29 protein-coding genes are annotated in these 26,428 nt (G+C 29.3%); 17 read left to right on the top strand and 12 right to left on the bottom strand.

Annotated features, from left to right (window positions below):
• Nucleotides 1-114 precede the first annotated feature (114 nt).
• Nucleotides 115-1,425 carry an exonuclease domain-containing protein gene (locus CLAU_RS07315; protein ID WP_023162287.1) on the bottom strand — a complete coding sequence of 437 codons (1,311 nt, stop codon included), beginning with the start codon at nucleotides 1,423-1,425 and terminating at the stop codon, nucleotides 115-117.
• Between the two features lie 720 nt (nucleotides 1,426-2,145).
• Here CLAU_RS07315 and CLAU_RS07310 point away from each other — a divergent pair.
• Entirely contained in the window at nucleotides 2,146-2,745 is a 600-nt protein-coding gene (locus CLAU_RS07310; protein ID WP_023162286.1) for a nitroreductase family protein, read from the top strand.
• A gap of 113 nt (nucleotides 2,746-2,858) precedes the next feature.
• On the opposite strand, the gene CLAU_RS07305 is transcribed toward CLAU_RS07310, so the two are convergent.
• Nucleotides 2,859-4,571 (bottom strand): methyl-accepting chemotaxis protein, encoded by a 1,713-nt coding sequence (locus CLAU_RS07305; RefSeq protein WP_029170109.1) that lies wholly within the window; start codon nucleotides 4,569-4,571, stop codon nucleotides 2,859-2,861.
• A 309-nt stretch (nucleotides 4,572-4,880) separates the two neighbouring features.
• On the opposite strand from CLAU_RS07305, the gene CLAU_RS07300 reads away from it, so the two are divergent.
• A complete protein-coding gene (locus tag CLAU_RS07300; RefSeq protein WP_013240243.1) occupies nucleotides 4,881-5,735 on the top strand; it encodes a hypothetical protein in 855 nt (284 codons plus the stop codon).
• 158 nt (nucleotides 5,736-5,893) lie between these two features.
• Here the strand turns inward: CLAU_RS07300 and CLAU_RS07295 are convergent, their stop codons facing one another.
• Nucleotides 5,894-7,603 (bottom strand): hypothetical protein, encoded by a 1,710-nt coding sequence (locus CLAU_RS07295; protein WP_023162283.1) that lies wholly within the window; start codon nucleotides 7,601-7,603, stop codon nucleotides 5,894-5,896.
• A gap of 369 nt (nucleotides 7,604-7,972) precedes the next feature.
• On the opposite strand from CLAU_RS07295, the gene CLAU_RS07290 reads away from it, so the two are divergent.
• Nucleotides 7,973-8,545: a chromate transporter gene (locus tag CLAU_RS07290; RefSeq protein ID WP_023162282.1), complete on the top strand. Its 573-nt coding sequence runs from the start codon at nucleotides 7,973-7,975 to the stop codon at nucleotides 8,543-8,545.
• Entirely contained in the window at nucleotides 8,542-9,111 is a 570-nt protein-coding gene (locus CLAU_RS07285; protein WP_023162281.1) for a chromate transporter, read from the top strand. The genes CLAU_RS07290 and CLAU_RS07285 overlap by 4 nt, the downstream gene beginning before the upstream one ends.
• Nucleotides 9,112-9,125: 14 nt before the next feature.
• Here CLAU_RS07285 and CLAU_RS07280 read toward each other — a convergent pair whose 3' ends face one another.
• From CLAU_RS07280 to CLAU_RS07270, 3 genes are all read right to left on the bottom strand, one after another.
• Nucleotides 9,126-10,037: a tetratricopeptide repeat protein gene (locus CLAU_RS07280; RefSeq protein ID WP_023162280.1), complete on the bottom strand. Its 912-nt coding sequence runs from the start codon at nucleotides 10,035-10,037 to the stop codon at nucleotides 9,126-9,128.
• Nucleotides 10,038-10,095: 58 nt separating this feature from the next.
• Nucleotides 10,096-10,509 (bottom strand): acyl-CoA thioesterase, encoded by a 414-nt coding sequence (locus CLAU_RS07275; protein ID WP_023162279.1) that lies wholly within the window; start codon nucleotides 10,507-10,509, stop codon nucleotides 10,096-10,098.
• A gap of 216 nt (nucleotides 10,510-10,725) precedes the next feature.
• Nucleotides 10,726-10,956 (bottom strand): DUF3892 domain-containing protein, encoded by a 231-nt coding sequence (locus CLAU_RS07270; protein ID WP_023162278.1) that lies wholly within the window; start codon nucleotides 10,954-10,956, stop codon nucleotides 10,726-10,728.
• A gap of 247 nt (nucleotides 10,957-11,203) precedes the next feature.
• Here CLAU_RS07270 and CLAU_RS07265 point away from each other — a divergent pair, with 247 nt between their 5' ends.
• The 4 genes from CLAU_RS07265 (at nucleotide 11,204) to CLAU_RS07255 (ending at nucleotide 14,093) form a co-directional block, all read left to right on the top strand.
• Nucleotides 11,204-11,392, top strand: coding sequence for a DUF6440 family protein (locus CLAU_RS07265; protein ID WP_023162277.1), 189 nt, complete (start codon nucleotides 11,204-11,206; stop codon nucleotides 11,390-11,392).
• Between the two features lie 217 nt (nucleotides 11,393-11,609).
• The gene (locus CLAU_RS07260) at nucleotides 11,610-12,581 is read left to right on the top strand and encodes a metallophosphoesterase family protein (protein WP_029169917.1); all 972 of its coding nucleotides are present in this window, start codon (nucleotides 11,610-11,612) and stop codon (nucleotides 12,579-12,581) included.
• A 179-nt stretch (nucleotides 12,582-12,760) separates the two neighbouring features.
• Nucleotides 12,761-12,892 (top strand): hypothetical protein, encoded by a 132-nt coding sequence (locus CLAU_RS21335; protein ID WP_023162275.1) that lies wholly within the window; start codon nucleotides 12,761-12,763, stop codon nucleotides 12,890-12,892.
• A 31-nt stretch (nucleotides 12,893-12,923) separates the two neighbouring features.
• Nucleotides 12,924-14,093, top strand: coding sequence for an MFS transporter (locus CLAU_RS07255; protein WP_023162274.1), 1,170 nt, complete (start codon nucleotides 12,924-12,926; stop codon nucleotides 14,091-14,093).
• A 152-nt stretch (nucleotides 14,094-14,245) separates the two neighbouring features.
• Here CLAU_RS07255 and CLAU_RS07250 read toward each other — a convergent pair whose 3' ends face one another.
• Nucleotides 14,246-14,656, bottom strand: coding sequence for a bacteriohemerythrin (locus tag CLAU_RS07250; protein ID WP_023162273.1), 411 nt, complete (start codon nucleotides 14,654-14,656; stop codon nucleotides 14,246-14,248).
• Nucleotides 14,657-14,796: 140 nt separating this feature from the next.
• Between CLAU_RS07250 and CLAU_RS07245 the strand changes: the two genes are divergently transcribed.
• A complete protein-coding gene (locus tag CLAU_RS07245) occupies nucleotides 14,797-15,444 on the top strand; it encodes a DUF3786 domain-containing protein (protein ID WP_023162272.1) in 648 nt (215 codons plus the stop codon).
• A 61-nt stretch (nucleotides 15,445-15,505) separates the two neighbouring features.
• A complete protein-coding gene (locus CLAU_RS19995) occupies nucleotides 15,506-15,670 on the top strand; it encodes a YvrJ family protein (protein WP_023162271.1) in 165 nt (54 codons plus the stop codon).
• Between the two features lie 87 nt (nucleotides 15,671-15,757).
• Here CLAU_RS19995 and CLAU_RS07240 read toward each other — a convergent pair whose 3' ends face one another.
• On the bottom strand, nucleotides 15,758-16,705 hold the full coding sequence (locus CLAU_RS07240) for a hypothetical protein (protein WP_023162270.1): 948 nt from the start codon (nucleotides 16,703-16,705) through the stop codon (nucleotides 15,758-15,760).
• A 400-nt stretch (nucleotides 16,706-17,105) separates the two neighbouring features.
• Between CLAU_RS07240 and CLAU_RS07235 the strand changes: the two genes are divergently transcribed.
• From CLAU_RS07235 to CLAU_RS07225, 3 genes are all read left to right on the top strand, one after another.
• Nucleotides 17,106-18,293, top strand: coding sequence for a GGDEF domain-containing protein (locus CLAU_RS07235; RefSeq protein WP_013240229.1), 1,188 nt, complete (start codon nucleotides 17,106-17,108; stop codon nucleotides 18,291-18,293).
• 146 nt (nucleotides 18,294-18,439) lie between these two features.
• Complete coding sequence (locus CLAU_RS07230; RefSeq protein ID WP_013240228.1) at nucleotides 18,440-18,823, top strand: MerR family transcriptional regulator; 384 nt, start codon at nucleotides 18,440-18,442, stop codon at nucleotides 18,821-18,823.
• Complete coding sequence (locus tag CLAU_RS07225) at nucleotides 18,807-19,256, top strand: carboxymuconolactone decarboxylase family protein (protein WP_013240227.1); 450 nt, start codon at nucleotides 18,807-18,809, stop codon at nucleotides 19,254-19,256. The genes CLAU_RS07230 and CLAU_RS07225 overlap by 17 nt, the downstream gene beginning before the upstream one ends.
• Nucleotides 19,257-19,715: 459 nt before the next feature.
• On the opposite strand, the gene CLAU_RS20720 is transcribed toward CLAU_RS07225, so the two are convergent.
• A complete protein-coding gene (locus CLAU_RS20720) occupies nucleotides 19,716-19,883 on the bottom strand; it encodes a hypothetical protein (RefSeq protein WP_023162269.1) in 168 nt (55 codons plus the stop codon).
• 776 nt (nucleotides 19,884-20,659) lie between these two features.
• On the opposite strand from CLAU_RS20720, the gene CLAU_RS07220 reads away from it, so the two are divergent.
• From CLAU_RS07220 to CLAU_RS20715, 4 genes are all read left to right on the top strand, one after another.
• Nucleotides 20,660-21,265: an anthranilate synthase component II gene (locus tag CLAU_RS07220; RefSeq protein WP_013240226.1), complete on the top strand. Its 606-nt coding sequence runs from the start codon at nucleotides 20,660-20,662 to the stop codon at nucleotides 21,263-21,265.
• On the top strand, nucleotides 21,249-22,598 hold the full coding sequence (pabB, locus tag CLAU_RS07215) for an aminodeoxychorismate synthase component I (RefSeq protein ID WP_013240225.1): 1,350 nt from the start codon (nucleotides 21,249-21,251) through the stop codon (nucleotides 22,596-22,598). Before CLAU_RS07220 ends, pabB begins: the two co-directional genes overlap by 17 nt.
• Before the next feature lie 17 nt (nucleotides 22,599-22,615).
• Nucleotides 22,616-23,371 (top strand): aminotransferase class IV, encoded by a 756-nt coding sequence (locus CLAU_RS07210; protein WP_013240224.1) that lies wholly within the window; start codon nucleotides 22,616-22,618, stop codon nucleotides 23,369-23,371.
• A 377-nt stretch (nucleotides 23,372-23,748) separates the two neighbouring features.
• The gene (locus tag CLAU_RS20715; RefSeq protein WP_013240223.1) at nucleotides 23,749-23,901 is read left to right on the top strand and encodes a hypothetical protein; all 153 of its coding nucleotides are present in this window, start codon (nucleotides 23,749-23,751) and stop codon (nucleotides 23,899-23,901) included.
• 1 nt (nucleotide 23,902) lies between these two features.
• On the opposite strand, the gene CLAU_RS07205 is transcribed toward CLAU_RS20715, so the two are convergent.
• The 3 genes from CLAU_RS07205 to CLAU_RS07195 are packed head-to-tail and all read right to left on the bottom strand — an operon-like array spanning nucleotide 23,903 to nucleotide 26,423.
• Nucleotides 23,903-24,991 (bottom strand): GerAB/ArcD/ProY family transporter, encoded by a 1,089-nt coding sequence (locus tag CLAU_RS07205; protein WP_013240222.1) that lies wholly within the window; start codon nucleotides 24,989-24,991, stop codon nucleotides 23,903-23,905.
• Nucleotides 24,992-25,014: 23 nt separating this feature from the next.
• On the bottom strand, nucleotides 25,015-25,233 hold the full coding sequence (locus CLAU_RS07200; RefSeq protein ID WP_013240221.1) for a hypothetical protein: 219 nt from the start codon (nucleotides 25,231-25,233) through the stop codon (nucleotides 25,015-25,017).
• On the bottom strand, nucleotides 25,230-26,423 hold the full coding sequence (locus CLAU_RS07195; protein WP_013240220.1) for a Ger(x)C family spore germination protein: 1,194 nt from the start codon (nucleotides 26,421-26,423) through the stop codon (nucleotides 25,230-25,232). Before CLAU_RS07195 ends, CLAU_RS07200 begins: the two co-directional genes overlap by 4 nt.
• Nucleotides 26,424-26,428 lie beyond the last annotated feature (5 nt).

The following is a 26,428-nucleotide window of genomic DNA, read 5'->3' as shown; positions in this document are numbered from 1 at the left end:
TTGTAAAAAGAATAACGCATAAAGCATATTTAAAAAATAGTACAAGAAATTGAGGCCCAGGTATACTCTTTAAATAGTGTATCACTTTAATCACTTACCTTTATAATTATTTATTTAACCTATTATAGGTTGTACACTGTTATAAGAAAGATAAAAATCCTTTTTCTGCATATCTAATAAATATGCTGGAGCTATTCTTATAATTTTATCATTAACTTTTATTACTATGGTTTCATAAAATTGACTTAAACAATTTAAATTTGTTTTCTTAGTTGAGTATCCTATGATGTCACATTTATAAGTTTCATTTTTATTTTTATAATATATGTCTTTTAAATCAGCTGCTGTACGGCTTAAAAGTTTCCATTCTTTTAACTTGTTTATCTTGTCATCTAAAGTGTTAAAAATAATAGTTGAATTTAAATCAACAACTTCATTGGAATCATCAAAACTATTTTCTTTATTAGGAATTTTGATCAATTCTAGAAATTCGGATTCATTTAAAATTTTTATAGAAGATCCGTTTTCATTTAATTCAGCTGCTTTTTCTTCCTTGGAACTTATTCCATTTTCACCTACAAGAGATTTATCCTGGTTTCCAACTATTAAGTAATCTGTCTTTTTAGATACACCACTTTTTAATGTGCCACCTAAGTTGACTACTTTTTGCATAGCTTCTTTTCTACCTAAACTTTCAAGTTCACCTGTGAAGACCACATTTTTATTATAAAATGGATTGGACGTATCGATAATATTGTCATTGTCAGGTTTAATTTCAGATATTTTAACTGTATTGAATTTGTTATTAGTGAAACTGTTTTTAGTATTCGCAATAAAACCTTTTTGAGGATTTAGATCTTTAAAAGTTTTTATTGGAAGGCTGGTGTATGTATGACAAAAAGATTCAAGGTTCTTTTTATGAGCACGTTTTATGCATTCAATTACTAAATTGGCACATGCTGTAGCATCATCTAAAGAATTATGATGATGTCCTAAATCTACTCCAAAATATTTGGCACGATCTTCTAAGGATTTACCGATTCCTTTTCCTCTACATAGTTTTGTGGATATAGGTATACTGCATATATAATTGAAATTAGGCATAGAAATATCATATTCTAATAAACAATTTTTTAGCACCGACATATCAAATACGGCATTGTGAGCAATTATTATATTATCATCAAAATAAGTATGTATATCGTTCCATATATCAGGGAAAACAGGTGAATTCTCTATGTCCCTAGGAGTTATTCCATTTATAGATATATTCTTTTTATTAAAATCAAGAGTTGGTGGATGAATTAAAAAGTAATCTTTTTTACATATTTCATTATTTTTTACAGCAGCAATTCCAAGTGAACAAGCACTGTTGAAATTATTATTTGCTGTCTCAAAATCTATTGCTACAAAGTCAAATAGCATAATAGTTTCCCCCTTATATTTTACCCGTCGTTTCTGTATTCTTTATCATCTCACAATACTTACATTATACATGTTACTTTCTAAGTAGGTATTATGTCAATATGGGTGTATCTTCAGGTACACTTTAGCAGAATGTATTGTATAATTAACTTAACAATAGACACAATAAAAACAGGGTGCTACTAACGCCCTGTAGTATACAATTTTAGTTACTTAGGGCAACTAAAATTAAAATATTTATATACTTGTTTTATAATATTAGTAATAAGAAGGTGGATTATGAATTTAGTCTGTTTTATAAACTTATATAAGTGTTAAATAATAGATAGAGTTTGAGGAAACTTATCTATTATTTTTTTTAGATAATGCTACTATAGCAATAGTAGTTATTGAAAACAAACTAAGGAATAACAGTAAAATGCACTTCATATTATGCCAAATCTTGATAAAGCACTAACAGAAATTCGTCGTGTGTTAAAAAAGGGGGATTGTTGATTGCACCGACATTTGTATATAATGAAAAAATCAATAAGATACGAATTTGACTAATGGAAAGGATTGGATTTCACACTTTTCACAAATGGAAATCTGATGAATATGTAGAATTTGTCCGAAAAAAAGTCTTTGATATAATTAATAGTTCTGTAATTGCAGGAAAAATGTTGCCAGAATGTATATTGGTTTGTAAAACATAAATTCAAATTTAATGAGGTGAAATAAATGAGCATAGAAGCAATTTACAATAGGAGGAGTATACGAAAGTATAAATCTAAAGAAATACCAATAGATATTATTAATGAAATATTGGATGCTGGAAGAGCTGCACCATCGGGGAAGAACAAACAGCCCTGGAAATTTATTGTATTTGGAGGAATTAAAAAAGAAGAACTTTTATCAAAAATGGAGGCTGGAATCCAGCGTGAATTAAAAGAAGAAGCATTATTGCCTAATTCAAGAGATGGAATACCAGATGCAAAGAATACTTTACGAATTATGAAAGAAGCTCCAATTATCATCATGGTTTTTAATACAAATGGTAAATCGCCATTTACAAATATTACTACGGCAGACGAACGATTTACGGAAATTGTAGATACACTTTCTATAGGTGCAGCTATTGAAAATATGTTGTTACAGGCAGAAGATTTAGGAGTAGGTACATTATGGATTGCAAATACATGTTTTGCATATAATGAACTGGTAAATTATATTGATGTAAAAACACAGCTGGTTGGGGCTGTTGCACTTGGATATCCTGATGAGAAACCAAATCCAAGACCTAGAAAGACGCCAGATAGCATTATTGAATATAGACTTTAAAAATTTACTTGTATTTTACACAGCATATTCTTAATTGTGATTATAAGATTGATTACGAGGTTTTTTAGAATGGGATATCTTAAATTTGAGATATCCCATTTATAAATTTAAATTTATACTTTAAATTTATGAACCATTTCATTAAGTTTTTGTGCAAGTTCAGCTTGACTTTGAGCAGATTCAGAAACCTCACTTACAGCTTTTGTTATCTCATTTATACTGCTCATTATATCTTCTGAACTAGCTGCTGATTCTTCTGAAGTTGCTGATATATTTTCAACTGAACCACTTATATTACTTATAGCATTATCCATTCGTTTTGATGAAGCTGAAATTTCCTCAGCCATATTTTTTATAAATGCAGCATCTTTTTCATATTGTATGCCTGTATTCATAAGAAGTTTATAATTAGGATTTACATTATTTGATATATAATCTAAGATATCTTGTCCACTTTTCGATAAAGAATCAAAGGCATCTTTCACTTGAGAAACCATGCTTTGTATACTTACTACAGCTTGAGAAGATTGTTCTGCCAAATCCCTTACTTCCTCTGCAACTACAGCAAAACCCTTTCCCTGTTCCCCAGCTCTTGCAGCTTCTATTGCAGCATTTAATGCAAGGAGATTTGTTTGTTCTGCTATACTTCCAATGGAATCGGCCATAATTTTAACTTCTTCGACAACTTTACCATCCTCAATAGATTTTATAATATTATCGTGTTTTTCTTTATATATTGCATTTCCATCCTCTATATTTTTAGCCGCTTTATTTTTTATTTCAACTGCACGTTTACTTATTTCATTTGAAGAATTTTGGGCATTTATTGATTTATCTAATAATTTATTAGTTGAAGTAGAAATCTCCTGCATAGAAGCGTTTACCCCTTCTGTTGTTGAACTTAATTCTTGTGCACCTTGTGCTATTTGTTCGGTGGATTCATTTGCAGCTTCCATCATAGATGTAATTTCCTCAGTAGTTGCAGATAGCTCTTCACTAGAAGAACTTATATCTCCAGCACTATTCATTATTGAACTTATTAATTCTTTCATATTCTCACAAGCTTTATTTAAAGCTTTGCCTAAGTTTCCTATTTCATCTTTGCTATCCACTTCTATAGATTTAGTTAAATCTCCATCTCCCAAAGCTTTTGCTAAATTTAAAACCTTAGTAATTTCTTTTGAAATCATAATTGCTATAAATAAACCAATAATAATTCCAACAGCAAGCCCTAATATAATTATTGTATTGGTAATAACTAAAGATGATGTATATGTAATTTTATTTTGATTATCTGCATTATCCGCTTCATTAGAATTTGCTGCTATTAATTTATCCATATCACTGTAGATTTTCGTTCTTGCCTTAGTAATATCAGAAAAATTTTCTTGTGCGTCTTTATAATTATTTTCATCAATAAATTTTAATACCTTATTAAATGCCTCTTTGTATTCATTCCTATCCTTTTTTAACTGTGAAAAAATTGAATCTTCATTCTTAGATAATAATGTCTTCTCATAATTATCTATAATTGAATCATTTTTAGCACTTAAATCATTAATTTCTTTTTTTAACTTATTTTTGTCACCTAAATTTTGTTGATAAACAATTTTTAATAAATCTGATCGAATATCTGCAAAATTTTGTTTCGTGATCATTAAGCTTTCTATTGACTTAAAATTATAATCATGCATAGAATTAGCGTTAGAATAGATGGTTTTCATATTATGTAATCCAATAAATCCAACTACACCGATAAATAAAGCTACTAGAACAAATGAAGATATTAATTTTTGTATCATCTTTAAATTTTTAAACCACTGCATAATTTGCGCCTCCTTAAAATTTTACTAAAATTTGCTTAACATAAAGAAAATTTGCCCTAAAATGTTGAATGTATTAAGTACAACTCCCAAAATAATAATTAAGGTGAATACTATGCATATCGTATTATTCGACAAAAATATTTATTATTTTTTGATAAAATTATGAAATGTTAATATAAAATTAAGTTAAATTATAGTACTAATGAAAATTTGAAATAAAGAATTTAAATAGAAATGATAAATTATAGAAAAAATTTAAAAAAGGAATTAATTATATTTTTAAGAATATTATGTAATGAGGTGATTAATATGAAACAAGAAGATATAAGCTGCATAGTAGATCATGAAAAGTTAAAATTACATATAATATACATTATAATCATTAGTATAGCAGTTATAGCAATTTTTATAACAACGTCGTGTTATTGGAATATTAAATTTGTAGATGAAGTGTCTTTTGCAGTGGCAATATCATCAATAATATTATCAATAATTGCTATAATAGTGACAATAAATGGGGAACAGAAATCTAATAATACAAAGAACAAACTTGAAAATGTATCTGATAATCTTGTAGACGTATCGCGAGAGACAAAGAGCAAATTTGAGGATGCATTTGATAATCTTGCAGATGTATCACAAGAAATAAATGTAGCAGCAAACAGACTGAATCAGATTAATGATATGAAATTTAAAATAGAAGAATTAAATAAGAATTTAGACGGAATGGATTCTAAAATTAATCATAAATTGAGAGATTTGGAATCAACGATGACCAGCTTAATAGATAATGAAGCTAATAGTTTAGATAGTGAAGATAATGATAGTTATATTAAAACATTGAAAAGTTTCTTAAAATATAGTAAAAATAATACAGATAAGAAAATTATTGTTTGCACTATATATTGGATTAATTCAATAAGTGAGATAATAAAAACTAATAAAGATAAAAATTTAAAATTTAAGTATTGTTTTGAGCAATATAACCAATATCTCAATGATATTGGTGGGAATAAAGGTCTTCAATATTATTATTTAGGGGTGGCAACAGTATTTGCTAATAATGTTTGGGTTAAAAAGCATATATTAAATGAAATGGAAGAGAAATATTATAATGAAAAAAGTATGCTGCAAAATCAAATAGAAAAGAGATTCAACGGCTAAAGCAAAATAGATTAAATAGAGTAAATAGAGTGATACTGGTGAGAACTTGAAAACAATATATAATTATCCAAACAGGAAATGGGTATAGATTTGTGTAGAAACTAAATCTATACCCATTATTTTTAGATGAATATCACTTTAATAAATAGAAACAAACTTTAAAGTTTTATAGTGCCATTTAAGCCTTTATTTGACGGCCAATTGATAATTCTGTTATTAAAATTAATTTCAACATGATCATTTAGAACCCTAATACATATACTTCGAGAATTATTTCTATACTTTAATATATTAGCTAAACATATAGCTTTTTCCAGGCCATCTCCCATTTGATAGTTGCATACTTCATCTGGTTGAGCCATTCGGGAGCCGTTATATATGGATACATTAGGCATATTCTCCAATGCATTTATAACTTCATCTTCATTTAAGTTTTCATACATATTAATAGAAACGGGATTTCGTTCTAAGGCTGCTTTGATAAAAGGATCCCATTCGGTTCTGGAAAAATCTCTTAATGCGTAAAAAGCAAGATCTGCAGAAACGTTTGTGTCTCTAATAGACTCTAAATAGTTAACAATATCTTCACGGCTCATTTCTGGCGACAACTGTATTGGTTCTGCTTTAATAAAATTCTTATTCTTTCCAGGAAGTCTTGGATCTATATTGCAAAATTCATATAATGAAGTTAAAATCTCCTTTAAAGGCATATTAGGGCAGTTAAGTTCATCCATTACACTGATAATATCCTTCTCATCATTAAAATCTACTTTGTGTTTTTTAAAGAATTCATCAAAATTATTAAGACATATCCTATTTTGTATCGGTTCCTGACAAAATTCATACTCGTCAATCTCAGACAGCAATTTGTCTCTCGTACTCTTATTGATCTTAAAAGAGCTAGTATGTTCATAGGCATAGGCTTTTTCAGCTGGAATATATCTGTGGCCGCCATGATACTCATGCTTAATTTGAAAGAATTTTTGAAGATGGCTCTCCTGTCTAAGAAAATTGCATAACATCTCATAATCTATGTCATGTACAAGGAATTTCTTGAGCTTTTTTTCAAAGCCCATATATACCTCATGATCTATGGTTGCTTCGGGATATACTACATGGACAAAACCTGTGTTATGAGAAATAATTGTAATCTGTTCGTTTCGTATTGCTCTTTGAGCTTTTACCGTAAGTTCAGTACCGTTAAACCACATATTTTTAGTAACAATTCTTCTATTATTTGTTACTATTCCACCTTTTACATCTACAAAATTTTGTGAATGAAGTGGTGTTGCAAGCAGGTATATGTCTTTAAGAGGTATTTTACATATTATAAACAATGCAGCGGCATAAAGAGTAGATAGGGACACACATTCACCTGCACCTTTTTCATAGTTCTTTTTGTATTTGAACGCATTCATTGCTTCTACAGTTTCAGTCTTCCAATAAGGAATCATATTAGAGTTATATTTATCAAGGCCAAAATGTCGTCTAATATCCATACTAAAATAATATTTGTCTCCTTCATAACCAAACAAGGCATTACTTCTGCTTATTGTTTCAACATTCATAAAGGGTTCAAAACGTGCTATTTCATTCTCCTTAGTTGTAAGTCCCCATGTATCAATATCCAGATTGAAATCATAATTGTCCATTATATACTGCTTAAGTCTTAATATTTTCCTATATGGATTTAGTTTGTCAATATCCTTAAACCATTCATCCTTTTTCCATTCCCATATAATTGGAGACATTATGTTTGCTAGCAAGAGACTATATAGAAGTTCCGGAAATATGAAAATTTCCATATCTGATAGGGTAACTGCTGATGAATATTTTTCTATATCCTTATTATTAAAAATCTCAAACACATCCTTTTTATTGATAAAATTATACTGCTACGTATATAAATTTTAACATCTTCATAGTGTAGCTACAAGTCTAGAATATGGCGAAAATATTATTTATGATTATGAAACTAAAAGTTTTTTGATAATTTAAGCTTACTTATGACAGATAAAAGTTTTATTTTTTAAATGATTAAAGTGATCAATTCTTTTGTTTGTAAATAGTTGAGTCTTCATGAAACTTTATCATAAAAATAATACATTTTTTACATATTTATGGAGAAGGAATAGAACTTGTACTATAATAAAAATATATATTAGGATGTTTAATTTTTGATTATGTAAATTCTTCAAGTATAAAAACACCCACTAATCAGCTGTGAAGGAGAAAAGATGAAAAGAAATTTAAAGTTTTACGAAACACTGTTTGTGTCAACATTTTCAGTTAGCGCTTTCACCTTTGGAGGCGGATATGTGATTGTTCCACTGATGAAGCATAAATTTGTTGATACACTTCACTGGATTGATGAAAACGAGATGCTGGATATTGTAGCCATTTCACAGTCTTTGCCGGGACCAATGGCCATCGATGCTTCTGCTTTGGTCGGTTACCGTCTGGCTGGTATTCCAGGAGTAATTGTGGCGCTTATCTCAACGATTTTGCCACCTCTGGTAATTATAGCTGTTGTTTCACTCTTTTACCAGACGTTTAAAACAAATCCAGTGGTAAATGCCGTTCTAAAGGGAATGCAGGCGGGAATTGTGGCTGTTATTGCTGATGTGGTGATTTCCGGTGGGATTGAAATCTGCAAATCGAAAAACGCTCTTTCAATTTTTATCATGATCGCTTCCTTTTGTGCAATCTATTTTCTAAGTGTAAATGTGATATGGGTTATTCTGGTTTGCGGTGCATTCGGTGGTATTTTAACAGCCATTCAAAAACGAAAGAAGACGATGAAAACATGATTTATTGGCAATTACTTTTGAGTTTCTTACAGGTAGGACTTTTTAGTTTCGGCGGTGGTTATGGAATCCTTCCACTTATTCAGCAGCAGGTTGTCACCCAGAATCACTGGCTGACGATGAAAGAATTTGCCGATGTAGTTACCATTTCTCAAATGACACCAGGACCCATTGCCTTGAACGCTTCCACATTCGTAGGAATGAAAATAGCGGGAGTAACAGGTGCTATTGTGGCGACTTTTGGCTGCGCATTTCCAACGACAGTACTAGCAATTATTGTTGGCTACTATTATTACAAGTATCGGGACATAACGCTTGTAAAAGGAATCTTTGAAGGACTGCGCCCGGCTATTGTTTCTCTGATTGCCACAGTGGGAATGTCCATGTTGTTTTTATCGCTGTTCAATGCCGAAGTATTCACTTTGAGTGTATTTTCTCATGTAGATTGGAAAGCTGTAGTCATGTTTCTAACCTGTCTGTTCATTCTGCGCAGATGGAAAACGAACCCGATTTACATCATGCTTGGTTCTGGAGTCGTCGGGATAGTAGTTTATCTTTTGATGGGGTAATATAAAGGAATGTGTCACTTAGAGGCAAATTCCTTAAATGAACTTAGTTTTCTTACTTTTTCTAATTCCTCATCTTTTAAAACATATTTTAAAAATTTGGGATATAACTTTAAAGCCGTAATTATATCTTCACAGGCCTTATTTTCTTCATTAATTAAGGCATAAAAACAACTTCTGTTGTAGTATAAAAAATGTACCTTGCTGCAATTATTAATTCCATTAGATAAAATTTCTATACCCTTTTTTGTATCTTTATATTTATAAATTACTGCTAAATTCAAATAACTGTATTCATAATGTTTGTTTTTATTAATTGATCTCTCATAGAAAACAACGGCCTTTTTTATCATATTAAACTTATAACAAATTACTCCCATGTTGAACAAAGCTAAATAATTATTTGGATCTATTTTTAAAGCTTTTGAAAACTTCTTATACGCAAGATCGTTTTGATTTTGTTCTTCATAGATACTTCCTAAGTTTAAATTTGCCCAAAAATCCGTAGGATTTAAACTTAAAAGTTTTTCATAAGTTTCTATTGCTAAATCCTTTTCTCCAGATAAATCGTAAGCATTTGCTAAGAAAAAGTAAGCCTTATGATAATTTGGATTTATATAAATAGCTTTATTGTATAATTTTATAGCTTGTTCATAATTTGCTTCATCATCATATATTGCAGCCAAACCATAGTAAGCTCTTTCCTCGCAGTTATCTATACCTAAAGCTTCTTTGTAATACGCCTTAGCTTTCTCTGATTTTCCAAAAGTATCATATATTAAAGCTAAATTAATTATTGAATCTATATCTTCGCCATTTGAAAGTTCATAAACTTTATTATACAAATTTAATGCTTTAATTAATTTATTCTCTTCAAAGGCTTCCTCTGCTTTTTCTAAATATTTATTAATTTGAATATCATCCTTCATAAATACACTATTCCTATATAAATTATTTTATTTGAATTATCAACTAATTTCTTTTTTATTATATTAGTGACTGTAATTTTTTAAATAGTTCTGTATGATTTTTCTTTAAATTAATTATTTTAAAGTTATTATTAACAAAAGCGTGTAATGTGCTTCCTTTTGCAATTTCCTTTTGGTCGTTTTCTCTAATAACCGAATAGTTAAATTCCGCTTTAACTGGTGTTAATTCTTTAATCCAAGTTTTTATTAGTAGTTCATCTTCATATTTTGCACCCTGTAAGTATCTGCAGTTACTTTCAACTAGAGGAAACATTATACCGTCTTTCTCCATTTGTGAATAACTTATACCAGTCTTTTTTATAAACTGTGTTCTAGCTTCTTCAAAATATATATAATAATTAGAATGATGAACTATACCCATCTTATCAGTTTCTGCATATCTAACAACTACCTTTGTTTCATTTATGTACAAGCTTGACACGTCCTCTCTATAATAGAATTATTATACACAATATTATAACACCATTCATTATAAAGAAGAATCCGCTCGTAATATTTAACATCGAATTTTATATAATTATAAAGTGTCTATTGCACTAAGAAATTAGTATAACAGACACTCTACTCTTATTTAGATATTCTCTCATTTAAGTGTAGATAAAAAGTTTAACACATTTTTACTTAAAGGCTAAAAAATTGGTTTATTGTCTAGGTTATCACTTTGATCCCCATTAGGATTGCTTCTCAAATATTCTCTACCATTTTTGGCTTTTCCAACATTTATGCCTTCTATTAAGCCATCCTTTGTCATCATTATAGCTTCATCTATTGAATATACATTCCCATTTTCAAGCATTACATCAGTTATATCTCCCTGAGGATTTTTCTTTACCTTTATAACTTTAGATTTATCACTCATACTAACACCTCACCTATATTTTTGATATTACTTAATAAAGTTTCTTTTTAATATTATTTGTAGTAATGTTATATACTATTCTTATTTAAAGTAACAATTAAAAGGGAAAGGTACTATGGCAATCAATGAGAAGAGCGGATAACTGTCATAAAAAGTAATAGAGAGATATTGTATAAAATGATATAATTTACTTATAGATTAATGAGCAGCGGTAAATTTCTTCAATCTTGAAAGGAGGAAGTAAAGAATGTTTGGTGAAAAGTCTAATAAAAGATTTGAGGTAATTTTTAAAGAGGGTACTACAGCTGGATATAAGATAATAGTAGATAAAGAAACAGGGGTTGAATATTTATTTAGTTATGATGGATATGCTGGGGGATTAACATTGTTGGTTGATAAAGATGGAAAGCCAATTATTAAAGATGATAATAAATAACATTTTTAATTTGTACATTATAAGGTAGTTCAAATTCAATTCAAATTTGGACTATCTCATAGGTAATAAAATAAACATTCCTATCATAATTTAAAAATATAAAGTGGATTATATAAAATTCATTTCAAATAATTATATATATTAACAAAGGAAGCACTTTATCTGCAGAAAGGCTTCCTTTTATTTTTGCTTAAAAATTTAATTATGGAGGTACAAAATGATAGATAATGTATTAAAATCAATACTAACTTTTTTTAATGGCATTTTTAAAAGAAAGTATAAAGTAATTCCACAGAAAATTAATTTAAAATTCAATCAAAATGGAGAATTTAAAATTGTTCAATTTACAGACTTACATGAGTATTCCTTGAAAAATAAAAAAACTATAAGGCTTATAGAAAATGTATTAGACACTGAACACCCAGATCTTGTTGTGCTAACTGGAGATATTATAGACGGTAGGTTTTGTAAACTAAAAGAAGAAGTTAAAAAGGCAATTGCAAATATTGCAAAACCAATGGAAGATAGAAAAATCCCCTGGGCAGTAGTTTTAGGTAATCATGATGATGAATTATGTATGGTAAATAGAAAAAATCAGATGAAAATGTATATGTCGTACAAGTATAATCTTAGTCAAAGCTTTTCAAGTGTAATTGGTAGAGCAGGAGATTATAATCTTATCATCAACAATTCTAAAAATGATAAACCTATATTTAACATTTACATGCTTGATTCAGGCAGCTACGACATAAAAGGGTATGGATATATAAGAAAAGAACAAATAGATTGGTATAAAAAATTATCAACTGATCTCAAAAAACAATTTGGCAAAATAATTCCATCACTTATGTTTTTTCATATTCCACTGCAGCAGCAATATAAGGTATGGCAAAGTGGAAAAGCCATAGGAGAAAGAAATGAAAAAGAATCTCCACAAGCTGTTGATAGTGGATTGTTTTCTGCACTTATTGAAATGGGGGATGTTAAAGGAGTATTGGTAGGGCATGATCATACTAACGATTATATAGGAGATTTAAATGGTATTACTTTAGGATATGGGCGTAAGACAGGATACAACTCTTACGGAAAAAAAGGCTTTGCTAAAGGAGCAAGAATAATTATTTTAAATGAAAACAATTTAGAAAAGCTTAAAACATATAAAAAATTAGAAATGCAAAATAATAAATGAGTATTTAATTTACATTTATTAGTATACAAAAATTTTATCTTACATAAATGTATAAAATATTATCATAAATTTCTACATCATGTATGGTGAAATGTAAACGTATAAATATTATACTATATACATACAGAAAATTTAAAAAATTCAATTCTATTTCAAAAAAGTTATGGGGGTGAAATAATATGACACCAAAAGAGATGACTGTAGTACGTGATAAAAGAATGTTAGCTGCACTAAACATGGACAAACCAGATAGAATTCCAATTATGCTTTCCGGACAGATGTATTTTAAATTTATATGTAAGGTTTTTTAAAATCAAAGAGCGAAGAAGGGAGTTTAAAGTTATGAGTAAAGGTAAATCAGCAACTATATTCGCAATATTTTCTTTTTCATTTCTAGTTATGGCACAAGGAGCAACTTCTCCTGCACTTGCAAGTATAGGTCAGGCTTTCCCCAAAATAGATTTTAGTGTAGTGGTACTTATAGCTACATTACCATGTTTAACCACGATTCCATTTTCAATGATAGGAGGAAAATTAGCCGGTAATATTATGACATTTAGAAGTGTTACCATTATTGGAATAATTCTTACTATCATTGGTGGTGCTTTCCCTTATTTTACAAATAGCTTTGTTGTAATTCTTATTATGAGGGCTATATTGGGAGCTGGGGTAGGTTTAATATCTCCAATTCCATCAGCACTTATTATGAACTTTTTCCAAGGAAAAGATGTAGAAAACCTCATGGGTTACAATAGTGTTATTCAGAATATAGGTGGTATCGTATTCCAGATACTTGGAGGATTTTTATGTGTTATTAGCTGGCGAACTACCTTTTTAACTTATCTTTTGGCTGTTATATCTCTTATCGTAGTTATTTTCATGTTACCTGAACCTGCAAAGGTAGAAAAGGCAAAGAATGAAAAAGTGAAGATGCCTGGTATGGTATATGTATGGTCAATAATTTTCCTGGTTTATACTTTAATAAATTACCCAATGTTAACGGGTATATCATCTTTAATAGTTGATAATAAATTGGGGACTTCAGCTAGTGCAGCGATGGCGCTTACTATGTTCTCTATAGGTGGGATGTTAACTGGCGCAGTTTTTGGAAAATTATACCATGTGGCTACAAAGTACACCATAGTTGTAGGAACGATTCTCCATGCTATAGGATTTGTCATTTTGATCTACGGGAATAGCGTTTTTATGTTTACTGTTGCAACAACTATTGTTGGAATGGGATTTGGACTTGTAGTGCCAGCTGTAATTATGTATGTTGGTATGCCGGTGCCTCAGTCAGCACAGCCTTTTGCAATTTCTATAGCTCTTGCATTTATGAGCATAGGTGGTTTTGTTTCAAGCTTCTTCTTTGCTTTTGTTAAGAATACTTTTAATATATCATCTATGAGATTTCCATTTGTATTTGGCGCTGTATGTCTTGTGATCTACTCAATTGTTCAATCATTGTTTAATCTAAAGACATCAAAGCGAGAGTCAATAGGTGTGGAATAATAGAAATTAAAGTTATTAGTATGATTTTACGTTTGTATGCTGTGTATAACGGTTGATATACACTTGGGTAATAAAGACATTAAGAACATTGTTAATAAGACCCAGATGGAGAGAGGAAATCCTTTCTTCATCTGAGTTTAAGAATAACTTGATTAAACAGTTTTTAAAAATACTGCATATTTTCTGTCTGCTATCATAATATGGTTACTAATCCATTCAGATAAAAAGTCTATAATTTCTAATATTACTTTTTTTTGATTATCATCTATATCTTCTCTAGAAGCTACTTCATTTATTTTATATACATAAAAACCATGTTCTTCTTCTTGATCATGAATATGATCATAATTATATTTTTTTAGCATATTTTCTTCATACTCAAAATGATATTTTGTATATTCTAAAAGTTCATCAAGTATTGTCATTATTTCATCATATCTATCATACCCATCGTCTATTACTGCAATATCATAGGCTTTTTTTCCTATTTCCATTAGTTTTTTATGTTGTTTATCTATTTCATCGATATTTAAATTGAATTCTTCTTTCCATTTAAATGCCATTTTGCCATCTCCTTTTTATTAATATAAATTATTAATAAATAAATATTATCATATATTTTTAGCAAATGCAAGTGTATTTATTATAAGTTAGGCAAAAACTATTAGTAATATATGTTATTATGTATTTAAGGGGTGAAAGTATGAATAAGGAAAATAATTATGAGATTTGTTATGAAAATATGTGTAAGGAATTTGTTAAATATGATCCAGAAGAAGTGGCTAAAAGAAGTAGGGCTTATTATGACTCTGAAAAAAAACAATTTACATTAACCTGTTTTAACAAAGAATACTTAATTTCTTATCCAGAGGGGAATATTGTATTAAAGAATAATGAAGATAAAGATCCATCTGTAGATATAAATACAATGCTTATGCTAAAAATGCTTATGCTTAGTTATCTATACAGGGCTACTAATAGCAGCTTAACAAATAAGTGGGTGCCTCTTAGAGAATTAGAAGGAGTTGGTCATGCTTATCAGGGATTTGCAAAAAAAGGTATAGATAAATTAGTTGAGTTTTTTGGGCATAAGGGAGACCTTTTCTTGGAAGCTGGTCTTAAACTAGGTGGAAAAAAAGTTGATGTTGGAGATATGGGTATAAAGATTGATGTATTGCCTAATGTGCCTATGGCCTTTGGGCTATGGACAGCAGATGAGGAGTTTCCAGCAGATGCTACTATTCTTTACGATTGTTCTGCAGTTAAAGAGTTGCATGTAGAAGATTTAGCCGGATTATGCTCTGAAGCAGCTGATGAAATAATTAGAGCTGCCAAATCAATTCACAATTAATTGGGAAAATATTTAAAATAGATATATATTATTTATAATGGCAAAAGGGAAGGTGATATTTATGTATGACCATCTGGTTAGTTTAATCAGTACCGTTGGGTTTCCCATAGCAGTTAGTATATATTTGCTTATAAGATTTGAAAATAAGATTGATCTTTTAGTGAAATCTGTTGAAGATCTAAAGGAGGACATATCAGCCGTTATAAAGTACCAGAAAAAGAAATAGGCCTAAAACCTATTTCTTTTTCCTTAGCTGAATTGTATAAAAAATGTGACCATATAAAATGATTACATTTTTTATTAAAAACTATTTTCAATTTTTTGTACTTTTACTAGTAGAAGTTGTTAAAGCATTTATCATAGCAGTTTCTTGATCTTGAGTAATAGAGCCTGAAGTTACTAGAGTATCAAGTTTAGTCTTTAAGAAAGTTGCAAATTTTTCTTTCTTAGCTTGAATGTTTGCATTTTTATTAGAAGTAAGTAGATTTTTTATAGCAGTTTCTTGATCTTTGGTAATAGTGCCTGAAGTTACTAGAGAGTCTAAGAAGTTAGTTTTTCTTGCAGTTTTTTTACTTTGAAGATAAGCTTTACGTTCAGTTTGAGTCATATTTTTGACTTTATCCATTTCAGCTTTTCTTTCAGCTTTTTCTTGACTACTGCTATTTAATATAGCAGTTTCTTGAGTTTGAGTGATAGTTCCTGAAGTTACCAAGGAATCAAGAGTAGTCTTCAATGAGTTTGTAGACTTTTCTTTTTTAGCTTGAGTGTCCTTATTAGAAGTAAATAAATTCTTAATAGCAGTTTCCTGATCTTGAGTAATAGTACCTGCAGTTACTAAGGAATCAAGTTTAGACTTTAATGAGTTTTTAGTATTTTTATTTCCTGTATTAGTTGAGGAAGGAGTGAAAAGATTTAATACAGCGGTTTCTTGATCTTGAGTAATAGTACCTGCAGCTACTAGAGAATCAAGCTTAGTCTTTAAGAAATTTTGAGCATTTGATTTTTTATCAGTTTTAGAAGGAGTTAGAAGATTTAATGCGGCAGTTTCTTGATCCTTATTGATGGTACCTGCGGTTACTAGAGGATCAAGCTTAGTTTTTAAGAAATTTTCATTATTTTTCATTTTGAAGTTTTTACTAGAACAGTATACTGATTTTGCTGTCTTGCTAGAAAGTGAAGCTGCATTAACTGTAGTAAACCCTGTACCAATTGATACTACAAGGGCTAAAGCGGATATTATTTTAAGGTTCCTTTTTAACATTTTTAATTACCTCCTAAATATTTCTTTGATTTATCACATAATCTCACTGCTCTGTGACAGCTTTATTACAAATAAGTGAATAGGATGTTAACATTGATAAGTATGGATAAAAGAAGAATAAATAGTAGGAGAAAATTCTTATAAATGATGATATAATTTATTTGTACGCTAATTGATAAAAGTAGTTTATCCGATGACTACCTGCTCTAATACTCCTTTTCCAAGTGGGAGTAAAGAGTAGCTACGTCCATGGATAACGATTTTCCCTAAAGGATAACGCCTTCTAAGTGCTAAAGCACTAAGAATCCTGTTAATAAGCATCAGGTGGAGTCAAAAACTCCATCTGATGCCAAGAACTCTGTTTATGATATAAAAATCTTTCAAATAAAGGTGAAAAAAGATGTTTTTTAAAATATTCAGATTGATAAGAAGTTTTATATTGGCATCAGTACTGGACAAGCACAAAGAAGAATTTGTTGTAAATATTAATGAGATTAATTTAACTAGGGGAAAAATTACGGCAGTAACTTTCATTGTTATAGAGGCTGCAGAGCTTGTAATTTTGTTTACTATAGGGAAAAATATTTTTCCACCAAGAACCCATATATATTATGCGACTATGTATACTTTACTAATTTTAGTAATGGTGGTGTATTTACTGATATTTGTTAAATTAGAAAATAACATTTCTAAACATGAAACGGGTATTAATGTTGCTTCGGTATCTTTTACAATCATGATACTATTTTGGTGTGAAGGTATATCTTTATTGGATCAGTTATCTTCTGGACAGATTATTGTATATGCCATATCAATTATAGCAATTGCTGTAACTCCGATTTTTAAACCAATTACGTTATTGCTTATGTATTTGATTGTCCATTTACCATTTCTTTTTTTCCTGCCATATTTTCAGAAATCCAGTGATATATTGTGGGCAAACTGTATTAATAGTACTACTTTTTTAATAATATCCTGGATGATATCATGTATAAGATATAAAAATCAAGTAGATGATTTTAATAATAGAAAAATAATACAGAAAAAAAACGATGAATTGAAGCGGGTAAATCAAAAATTAGAAAAACTTTCTCAAATTGATAGTTTAACAGGTATCTTCAACCGTTTTGTATTTGATAAAACAATAGAAGCAGAATGGGATAGATGCAAACGCTATTTTATACCACTGTCATTAATTATGATAGATATTGATTTTTTTAAGGCATTTAATGATAGTTATGGTCATCAAGCTGGAGATGATTGTTTAAGGCAAGTTTCAAGGGTACTTTCATCTTCTGCAAGGCGTTCCTCAGATACTGTTGCCAGATATGGGGGAGAGGAATTTGCTGTTGTACTTACCCATATGGAAAAAGAAAGTGCGCTGGAATTTGCAGAACAATTGAGAAAAAAGGTTGAGCAATTAGCTATTCCGCATATGTATTCTTCTATTTCTAATTATATTACCATTAGTTTAGGAATTTGTACTGTTATTCCGTCTGATATGTTATCTATTGAACAATTTATTAAGACTGCAGATGAAGCTTTATATGAAGCTAAAAAATGTCGTAACAAGGTTGTCAGTGCATAAGCATAGTATATAAAAATAAGCGTCCGTTATTTAGGACGCCTATTTTTATATGGAAAAGAAGTAATGAATTCTAAAAAAGTTTTCATTTTGTTATTGACTTAAAGTGCACTTTAAGTGCTATGATTTTTGTTATTGGGAGGGATTTTATGTTGGAGCTGGAAATAAACGACGTATCAAGATCAACTAAATTAAAACCACATACCCTTAGATATTATGAAAGTATTGGGTTAATTATAGATGTGAAAAGAAATTCATCAGGAAAGAGAATTTATAGTGAACAGGATTTGAAATGGCTTGAGATGATAAATAGACTTAGGGCAACAGGAATGAATATAAATAAGATGAAAGAATATGCTAGGTTAAGGTATATGGGAGATAAGACGGTTACGGAAAGAAAAAATATTATGAAAGAACATTTAGAGTTTATAGAACAAAAAATCGAGAAATTATTCGAAGCAAGAGATTATGTTGCAAGAAAAGTTCAAATTTATAGTGGGATAGAGGAAAAAATCAATGGAAAAGGAAAATAGATTGGAAAGAGGATATAAGAAATTACAAGAGATTGATGGAAAAGCAGGTGAAGAGGTAAAAAATAGTTTAAGTGATATATGTCCTGACTTGGTAAAGTATATGATTGAATACTCTTTTGGAGACATATATTCCAGAAACGGATTGGACTTATTTTCACCGGATCTAGTTAAATTTATAGTATATGGTCAAGCAGATATTATGACAAGAAATAATCTAAGTAAAAATTATAGGAAAATTGCTACGATTGCTGCATTAACTGCTTTGGGTAATGCCAAACCACAATTAAAATTTCATATTGGCGCAGGGCTTAATATTGGGGTAACTGCTGATGAGATAAAAGAAATTATGTTGCTTATGACAGTTTATTCAGGTTTCCCTTCAGCAATAAATGGAGTTAATGCTTTAAAAGAAGTTTTAGATGAAAGAAAATAATATTACTATACAAAATTAACCATAAATTACTTAAATGCTGAGGATTCATCATCCCCAGCATAAAGGTAATTATCAACGTATTGAAGAAAGAATATTCTGGTTTATCTAAAACTTAAACATTTAGTAGCTTTAATACATTGATATCCTTATAATAATAGAATGTACGAAATTCAAATTATTATACTATAAATAAAAGAAGTAACTGGATAATATTATCAAGAGTTCTTATATTGTTTACATAGTGTTCAAAAAATAAATAGTTATTTTATTTATAGGACATTAAATTGTAACAAATAACTAATATAATTATAAGTGTCCTAAGAAAAATAGACTTAGCAAAAATGAAAACAATAAAGTGTAGTACATAATTGATATAATTGATATCCCCTCAAAGATAAGAATAAAAGGATGGACAAATATCGCCATCCTTTTATTTTGATTTTTTAAGTGCAGATAAGATTAGAGCCTATCGTTTAATCCAAGCTCATAAGCATATATAATTTTTGAGGTTGTTTGATTAAAATTAGGGAAATCAATTCCTAATTCCCTTGCGGCTTCCATATTAAATTTATCATTAGAATGTTTAAATTTAATATGAGGGGTTTTATTATATTTTATGTTTGTCATATATAATCACCTCCATTATATAGTGATAACCAATTATACAGCCTTATATTCAGAAAAAGTTATGTATAAAATAAAATTAATTACTTATCGAATCAGTATACTTAGAGAAACTTATTAAATGAGATTCCTAACCTATAATAACTAATATTGACAGCAGTAATCTAATTGGAATTTGTCATTATTGATATGATTTATTGAAATGTGATATACTTACTTATAGAAATTTAAGATTTTAGTTAGTATCTTTTATTAATAATAGAATTTAAAAATAAAGGCATATAGTGTATAAAACTTATCCAGGGTTTAGCAAACCTATGTACATAAGAACTCTAATGGATTAAAGCCAAAGAGTTCTTTATACACAGCATAAAACTTGCAGCTTTTGTAAAGCAGGCGAGTTGTTTGCGGATGATAACATTGGATAAATTAAATGCGCTATGTGCTTTTTTATTTTTAAATATAATAAAAATATTTTATCCGATCGCTACCATTGCTAACACCCCTAGCTTCTTCAAAGTGGGGGGATAAGCACTGCTACGCGCCTGGATAAGTTCTTCTAAGGTTTAGATGGAGAAAAGGTATTCCTTATAAGCAAACTTAACCTGAACCTAAGAATCACTTGATAAGGGAGGTAATTGATTAGAACTGCTGATTACTTATTAAACTAACCAAAAGAGTTATGGCGGAATTAGTGAAAATTGTAAAGATAATTGTTCCGAAATGTAAATGAATAAGGTTAAAAACAAATATAAATTAATGCCGAGGAGTGAAAATTCATGTTTCTTATGATCGATAATTATGATTCATTTGTATACAACTTGGTAAGGTATTTAGAAGAACTAAATGAAGAGGTTAAGATTTGTAGAAATGATAAATTAACATTGGAAGATGTGGAAAAAATGCATGTAGAGGGAATTATAATTTCTCCAGGACCTAAGTCACCTGAGCAATCGGGCATTTGTGTAGATATAATTAGAAGATTTAGTGGGAAAATTCCTATTTTAGGTATATGCCTTGGACATCAATGTATCGGGTATGCCTTTGGTGCTAATATAATAAAGGGTAAGGAGCCTGTACATGGTAAAATATTTAAAGTCCATCATAAAAATGTAGGAGTATTTAAAGAAATCAAAAATCCTGTAGAGGTTACAAGATATCATTCATTAGTAATAGAAAAGAAAACACTTCCTAAGTGTCTTAATATAACCTGTGAAACTTCAGATGGAGTTATAATGGGCGTTAGGCATGAAAAGTATCTTGTTGAAGGAGTACAATTTCATCCTGAAGCAGAACTCACAGAATGCGGACATGAAATGCTTAAGAATTTTATAGAAGAAGCAAGAATGTTTAGTAAGGGGGAATTATATGAAGTTCTTCATTGAAGAAATAAAAACAGAATTAGATGCTTTTGATATTTATTCGCTGTTTAAGGGAGACAGAACAGTTACCATTTTAGATAGCGGCATGGGTGCTGAAGATTTAGGCAGATACTCTTTTATAGGATTAAACTCTTTTACTACTTTTAAATATGAAAATAATATTTGTACTATAAATAAAAAAGAATTTAATGGCGATCCTTTTGACGAACTTAAAAAACTTATTGCAAGGTACAAAATTGAAAATAATACAGAACTTCCATATATAGCTGGGGCTATGGGATATTTTTCTTATGATATAGGGAGAACTATAGAAGAGCTTCCTGTTATGACTATAGAAGAAGTAAAAATACCTGACTGCTATTTTTATTTTTATGATAATGCAGTAATAGTAGATAACTTAAAAAAGAAGACCTATATTACTTCTTTAGGTATATTAAAGCAAAAAGAAGATAGCATTAATGAAATAAAAAGTAAAATATCTAAAGGACATAAAATTAAATATAGAAAAGTAAATGATAGTGATACAAAATTTGTATCAAACTTTGGCAGGGAGGAATATATAGAAACTGTAGAAAAGGTCAGACAGTTTATAAGAAATGGGGATATTTATATTACAAATCTAACTCAAAGGTTTTGCTGCGAGACAAAAAAAGATCCTTATGAAGTATATAAAGATTTAAGGCATATTAATCCAGCACCATTTGCTGCATTAATGAATGTTGAAGATTTTAGTATAGTATCTTCTTCACCGGAGAGGTTTTTAGAAATAAGAAATCACCTTGTTCAAACAAGACCTATTAAAGGGACAAGACCTAGAGGTAAAAATAAAGAAGAGGATTTAAAAAACAGACAAGAACTTATAGATAGTGAAAAAGATAGATCTGAATTATTAATGATTGTAGACTTAGAGAGAAATGATTTAAGCAAGGTATGCAAGCCTCATTCTGTAAAGGTAACAGAACTTTTTAAATTAGAGGAATATAGTACAGTATTTCACTTGGTATCAACTGTTTTAGGAAAATTAAAAGATGAGTATACAGCAGTAGATTGTATAAAAGCATGTTTTCCAGGTGGTTCTATAACTGGTGCACCTAAAATCAGGTCTATGGAGGTAATTGAAAAATTAGAACCTACTAGAAGAAACATTTATACAGGATGCATAGGATATTTAGGTTTTGATGGCAATGTGGATTTAAATATAGTTATTAGAACTATACTTATAAAAAATGGAAAAGCTTATTTAGGTGTTGGTGGAGGAATTACCTGGGAATCTGATGATGAAGCAGAATATGATGAAACACTTGATAAGGCTAGAGCTTTGATGAAAGTATTATAAAGGGGTGAATAGCAGCTATGATGCTCTTAAATGGTAAGATGGTAGAAGATGATAAAGTTTTTTTAGACACCGGCTTTTACTTTGGAAGAGGACTTTTTGAAACTATGCTTGTAAACAATGAACCACTTTTTCTTGAAAATCATTTATATAGGATAAATAAAGGTCTTTCTATTATAGGAATAGATAAAGAAATTACTGAAGACGAAGTTATGGATGCTGTTAACAAGCTTCAGTGTAACAATTGCGTGCTGAAGTTAGTAGTTACAGAGGAAAATACGTTGTTCAATACTAGAAAGAACAATTATACTGAGGAACAGTATAAAAGAGGTTTTAAAGTTAAAATAAGTTCTGTTAGGAGAAATGAATTTTCTCAGCTTACATACCTAAAATCTTTAAATTATTTAGAAAATATATTGGAACATGAAAAATGTATTGATGAGGGATATGATGAGGTGCTGTTTTTTAATACAGAGGATAAATTATCAGAGGGAAGTGTATCTAATGTGTTTTTTACAAAGAATAAAAAAATATATACTCCATCTAAAAAATGTGGATTACTTGAGGGTACAGTAAGAAAGTTCATAATAAATAACTTTAATGTTACTGAAGGTGAGTTCAGTAAGGAGGATTTAATGTTGGCAGATAGTGCTTTTTTAACTAACAGCATTATGGGGATAATGAAAGTCTCTAGTATTTATGATAGAAGTTTCAATGAATATAGTATTATTGAGAAAATAAAAAAAGTTTATGAAGAACAATTAAAGAAGCATTAAATATAAAGTTTCTAAATGAAAAATATTCCTGCACATAAGTTGATTTTTAAGCTGCAATATACGAGGTTTCTAATTGAAATTTAAAGTTATACATGAAATATAATGACAAAATTGAAATCATACTTAAAAACTTTTATAAATAGGTCTTAGCTTGGCATTTTAGAAAACCTTAGAAACTTAGATGTGTTTGAGGTACGAGTTTATCTAAGTTCCTTTAGGTTTTCAAAATGCCAAGCTTTAGACTTATTAAAAGTTTTTATGATGATGAAATTTGTCATTATATGATATTGTATAAGTTGATTTTTTATTTAGAGACTTTATAAGATTAATGAAATATATAATATTGGGAAATATATTGTAAGAGGGGAGGCATAAGTATGGATAGAATAGGTTTCAATAATTTTATTTCCATTATTATAGGAATATTTTTAGTTTTAACCTGCTTTTTAATCTTTTATTTTTTTCAAAAGTATCTTTTTAGTAAATATAAAAATAAAGTAAAAAATATAGTAGATAAAGATGATGATTAAGCTATCCTTTTTTCTTCAAGATTAAAGCTGCAAAGAAAAGAAACATTTCTAATCCTGTTCCAACAAATATAGATAAAAGAGGGTATGAATAAAAACTAAAATTCACTAATTGCAAGCTGTTCTTAAAGGAAGTCATACCAATAACAAAAGAAAGTAGTACAGCAGGAAATACAAGAGGTTTATATGTACTTAGTTCTGCAATTTGAGATATACCAACACTAAAGGCCCATATCATAGCTGAAGATGATGTAATAGCTGCACCGATGACAATCATAAGCCAGATAGCTTCTACTCGTTCAAAAAAGTGACCTAAATGAACAAATCTTGTAAGTTCAAGACTGACATTTATCATATTTTTGGCTTGTGGATAACTAAAAATTCCTATTGCACTTATAGCTAACATCATGATGATCAAAGTACCTAAACTAACTGCAGTAAATTTTGCGATAAATCCGTTTTCTGGATGATTGCAAATGGGAATGTACATTCCCATAATAATACATATTCCTATAAAGGATAAGATCAGAGGAGTGCCTGTTAAAGCTGGGTATAAGCCAGCTTCCAGCTGAGGTTTAAGTCTATCTAACTTTATATCTGGTATAGCAAATAAAAAAAATAAAATAAGAGCAAACAAAAAGAAGGGACCCAAAATTTCGCATACTCTTCCGATTACTTCTATTCCTTTAAAAACAGCATATGAAATTACAAGATAAGAGGAAATAAGAAGTAGTTCTGATGAATTTTTTGGAAAGAATACTATGTTAAGAATTATACTCAGTGATCTTTGCAGTATAGCAGATACAAGTAAAAAGAAAATAGGAAATAATATTCCTATAATTTTACCTAATTTTTTACCTAAAATAGTTATGCTGTATTGTACCATATTTTGGCCTGGAAATCTTATGCCCATGTAAGCATAGACAACAGCAAGGAGTACATCTAAAATCCAGGCTAGAATTACAGACAACCAGGCATCCCTTCTTGCTTGAAAAATTAGCAGTCTAATTACCTGTAGTCCACTGAAAGATGTAATGATACAAAAAAGCATCCATATAAACTGATTTGTAGTGATAATTTCTTTTTCACGCATATCTATTCACCTCAATGTGAAATTTATAACCTATTTAAAAATGTTTTGCCAATAGGCTTAAATAAATTTTCTATTAAATTTATAGGACCTGGGATACCTAAATTTTTACCAATTTGAAAAAACAAAGACATCATAAGTAAAAATACAGTACATAGAAATTCTTTCCACATATTTTTTTTTATTAGAAATATTCCCTCAAGCATCACTATTAGAATTGCTAAGATAATTACAATTGCGGTCATTTAGTTGTTTCCTCCTCATTTCTCATAACAGGATCTTTAATTATTCCTATATTAGTTAATTTAATTTCAAAACTAATTTCATATTTCATATTTGGAAATATTTTATCCCAATTTTTTTTTATATTAAACCATTTCTTTGGATAGTTATTATATATTTTTGTTGAAAAACCAATAAAATCTGTATCTAGATTTTTTTGTGACTTTGTTATCAATTTATTTAGTTCATCTTTTAGTACAGATTCAATAGCATATTCAAATCTAGACACATCTTCAGGACTAATATCGATATTTTCTGCCTGCTCAATAAAAGCACTGCCTTTACATCGAATTTCCATGTTAAAACCTTCTTCAGTTAAGTGAGGAATTATTTGAGTGGATTGTTTAAAAACGCTGGCGGTTATATTTATATTATTTTTAGCTGATTTAAGGGGAAATATATCTGTATGGCCTTTTGTATAGTCTGCCATCCAGAAAAAATTTTTAGATTCCTCACTTGTAAGTATTCCTATTAAACGATTGTTTTTGAAAATAGCCATCTTTTCCACTGTAATTCTGGGAGCGGTACTATCTTTTGATTTTTCTATATCAATTACAGGAGCAAAGGCTGAATTTGACTCCTTTTTTGATTCTATAATAAAGTTATTTATGGTCATGGGTACAATAGATCCGCTTCTTTCGAATAAACTCATCATAGTGTTTATGCCATTTGAAATTGAAGCTTCATTAAGAATTTTGCCTTTTAAGATTTCTTTAGCTGGTTTATTTGAAATAAGAATCCAATTAGTACTTCGTATTTGACGATTTCTATTTAAATAATCCATTACTTCAGAAACTCCTGATTGTGATTCACATAATTCCTTTGATAAAATGATTACTTTAGCATGTGAAAAGTCCAGCAGGGCAGAACTATTTTTCGAAAAATTTTGAATTGCATCAAAAATAGAATTTCCTGTGCTTGTTTGTATAATAGAATTATTTTCTTTTTTTAATCCATTATTGCCGTCTTTTGTGCTGTTTGGGTTGATAATTTCTAATGTTACAACAAAGGAGTTATCACTGGACATCTTATCAATACCCATGCCCACTACAAGGCTAATTTCGTTTAGTTCACTTTTATCCGTGCTGCAGCCATAAAGTGAAATTGAAAATATAAAGAGCAAAATATAAAATAACGTTGATTTATACTTCATATTTT

This window comes from Clostridium autoethanogenum DSM 10061, from assembly GCF_001484725.1.
GTDB lineage: Bacteria > Bacillota > Clostridia > Clostridiales > Clostridiaceae > Clostridium_B > Clostridium_B ljungdahlii.
This window is presented reverse-complemented; position numbering and strand designations above follow the sequence as displayed.

Excerpts from the sequence above, each read along its gene's own strand:
- CLAU_RS07315 (WP_023162287.1), bottom strand. The coding sequence starts at position 1,425 with ATGCTATTTGACTTTGTAGCAATAGATTTTGAGACAGCAAATAATAAT.
- CLAU_RS07310 (WP_023162286.1), top strand. The coding sequence starts at position 2,146 with ATGAGCATAGAAGCAATTTACAATAGGAGGAGTATACGAAAGTATAAA.
- CLAU_RS07305 (WP_029170109.1), bottom strand. The coding sequence starts at position 4,571 with ATGCAGTGGTTTAAAAATTTAAAGATGATACAAAAATTAATATCTTCA.
- CLAU_RS07300 (WP_013240243.1), top strand. The coding sequence starts at position 4,881 with ATGAAACAAGAAGATATAAGCTGCATAGTAGATCATGAAAAGTTAAAA.
- CLAU_RS07290 (WP_023162282.1), top strand. The coding sequence starts at position 7,973 with ATGAAAAGAAATTTAAAGTTTTACGAAACACTGTTTGTGTCAACATTT.
- CLAU_RS07285 (WP_023162281.1), top strand. The coding sequence starts at position 8,542 with ATGATTTATTGGCAATTACTTTTGAGTTTCTTACAGGTAGGACTTTTT.
- CLAU_RS07280 (WP_023162280.1), bottom strand. The coding sequence starts at position 10,037 with ATGAAGGATGATATTCAAATTAATAAATATTTAGAAAAAGCAGAGGAA.
- CLAU_RS07270 (WP_023162278.1), bottom strand. The coding sequence starts at position 10,956 with ATGAGTGATAAATCTAAAGTTATAAAGGTAAAGAAAAATCCTCAGGGA.
- CLAU_RS07265 (WP_023162277.1), top strand. The coding sequence starts at position 11,204 with ATGTTTGGTGAAAAGTCTAATAAAAGATTTGAGGTAATTTTTAAAGAG.
- CLAU_RS07260 (WP_029169917.1), top strand. The coding sequence starts at position 11,610 with ATGATAGATAATGTATTAAAATCAATACTAACTTTTTTTAATGGCATT.
- CLAU_RS21335 (WP_023162275.1), top strand. The coding sequence starts at position 12,761 with ATGACACCAAAAGAGATGACTGTAGTACGTGATAAAAGAATGTTAGCT.
- CLAU_RS07255 (WP_023162274.1), top strand. The coding sequence starts at position 12,924 with ATGAGTAAAGGTAAATCAGCAACTATATTCGCAATATTTTCTTTTTCA.
- CLAU_RS07250 (WP_023162273.1), bottom strand. The coding sequence starts at position 14,656 with ATGGCATTTAAATGGAAAGAAGAATTCAATTTAAATATCGATGAAATA.
- CLAU_RS07245 (WP_023162272.1), top strand. The coding sequence starts at position 14,797 with ATGAATAAGGAAAATAATTATGAGATTTGTTATGAAAATATGTGTAAG.
- CLAU_RS19995 (WP_023162271.1), top strand. The coding sequence starts at position 15,506 with ATGTATGACCATCTGGTTAGTTTAATCAGTACCGTTGGGTTTCCCATA.
- CLAU_RS07240 (WP_023162270.1), bottom strand. The coding sequence starts at position 16,705 with ATGTTAAAAAGGAACCTTAAAATAATATCCGCTTTAGCCCTTGTAGTA.
- CLAU_RS07235 (WP_013240229.1), top strand. The coding sequence starts at position 17,106 with ATGTTTTTTAAAATATTCAGATTGATAAGAAGTTTTATATTGGCATCA.
- CLAU_RS07230 (WP_013240228.1), top strand. The coding sequence starts at position 18,440 with ATGTTGGAGCTGGAAATAAACGACGTATCAAGATCAACTAAATTAAAA.
- CLAU_RS07225 (WP_013240227.1), top strand. The coding sequence starts at position 18,807 with ATGGAAAAGGAAAATAGATTGGAAAGAGGATATAAGAAATTACAAGAG.
- CLAU_RS20720 (WP_023162269.1), bottom strand. The coding sequence starts at position 19,883 with ATGACAAACATAAAATATAATAAAACCCCTCATATTAAATTTAAACAT.
- CLAU_RS07220 (WP_013240226.1), top strand. The coding sequence starts at position 20,660 with ATGTTTCTTATGATCGATAATTATGATTCATTTGTATACAACTTGGTA.
- pabB (WP_013240225.1), top strand. The coding sequence starts at position 21,249 with ATGAAGTTCTTCATTGAAGAAATAAAAACAGAATTAGATGCTTTTGAT.
- CLAU_RS07210 (WP_013240224.1), top strand. The coding sequence starts at position 22,616 with ATGATGCTCTTAAATGGTAAGATGGTAGAAGATGATAAAGTTTTTTTA.
- CLAU_RS20715 (WP_013240223.1), top strand. The coding sequence starts at position 23,749 with ATGGATAGAATAGGTTTCAATAATTTTATTTCCATTATTATAGGAATA.
- CLAU_RS07205 (WP_013240222.1), bottom strand. The coding sequence starts at position 24,991 with ATGCGTGAAAAAGAAATTATCACTACAAATCAGTTTATATGGATGCTT.
- CLAU_RS07200 (WP_013240221.1), bottom strand. The coding sequence starts at position 25,233 with ATGACCGCAATTGTAATTATCTTAGCAATTCTAATAGTGATGCTTGAG.
- CLAU_RS07195 (WP_013240220.1), bottom strand. The coding sequence starts at position 26,423 with ATGAAGTATAAATCAACGTTATTTTATATTTTGCTCTTTATATTTTCA.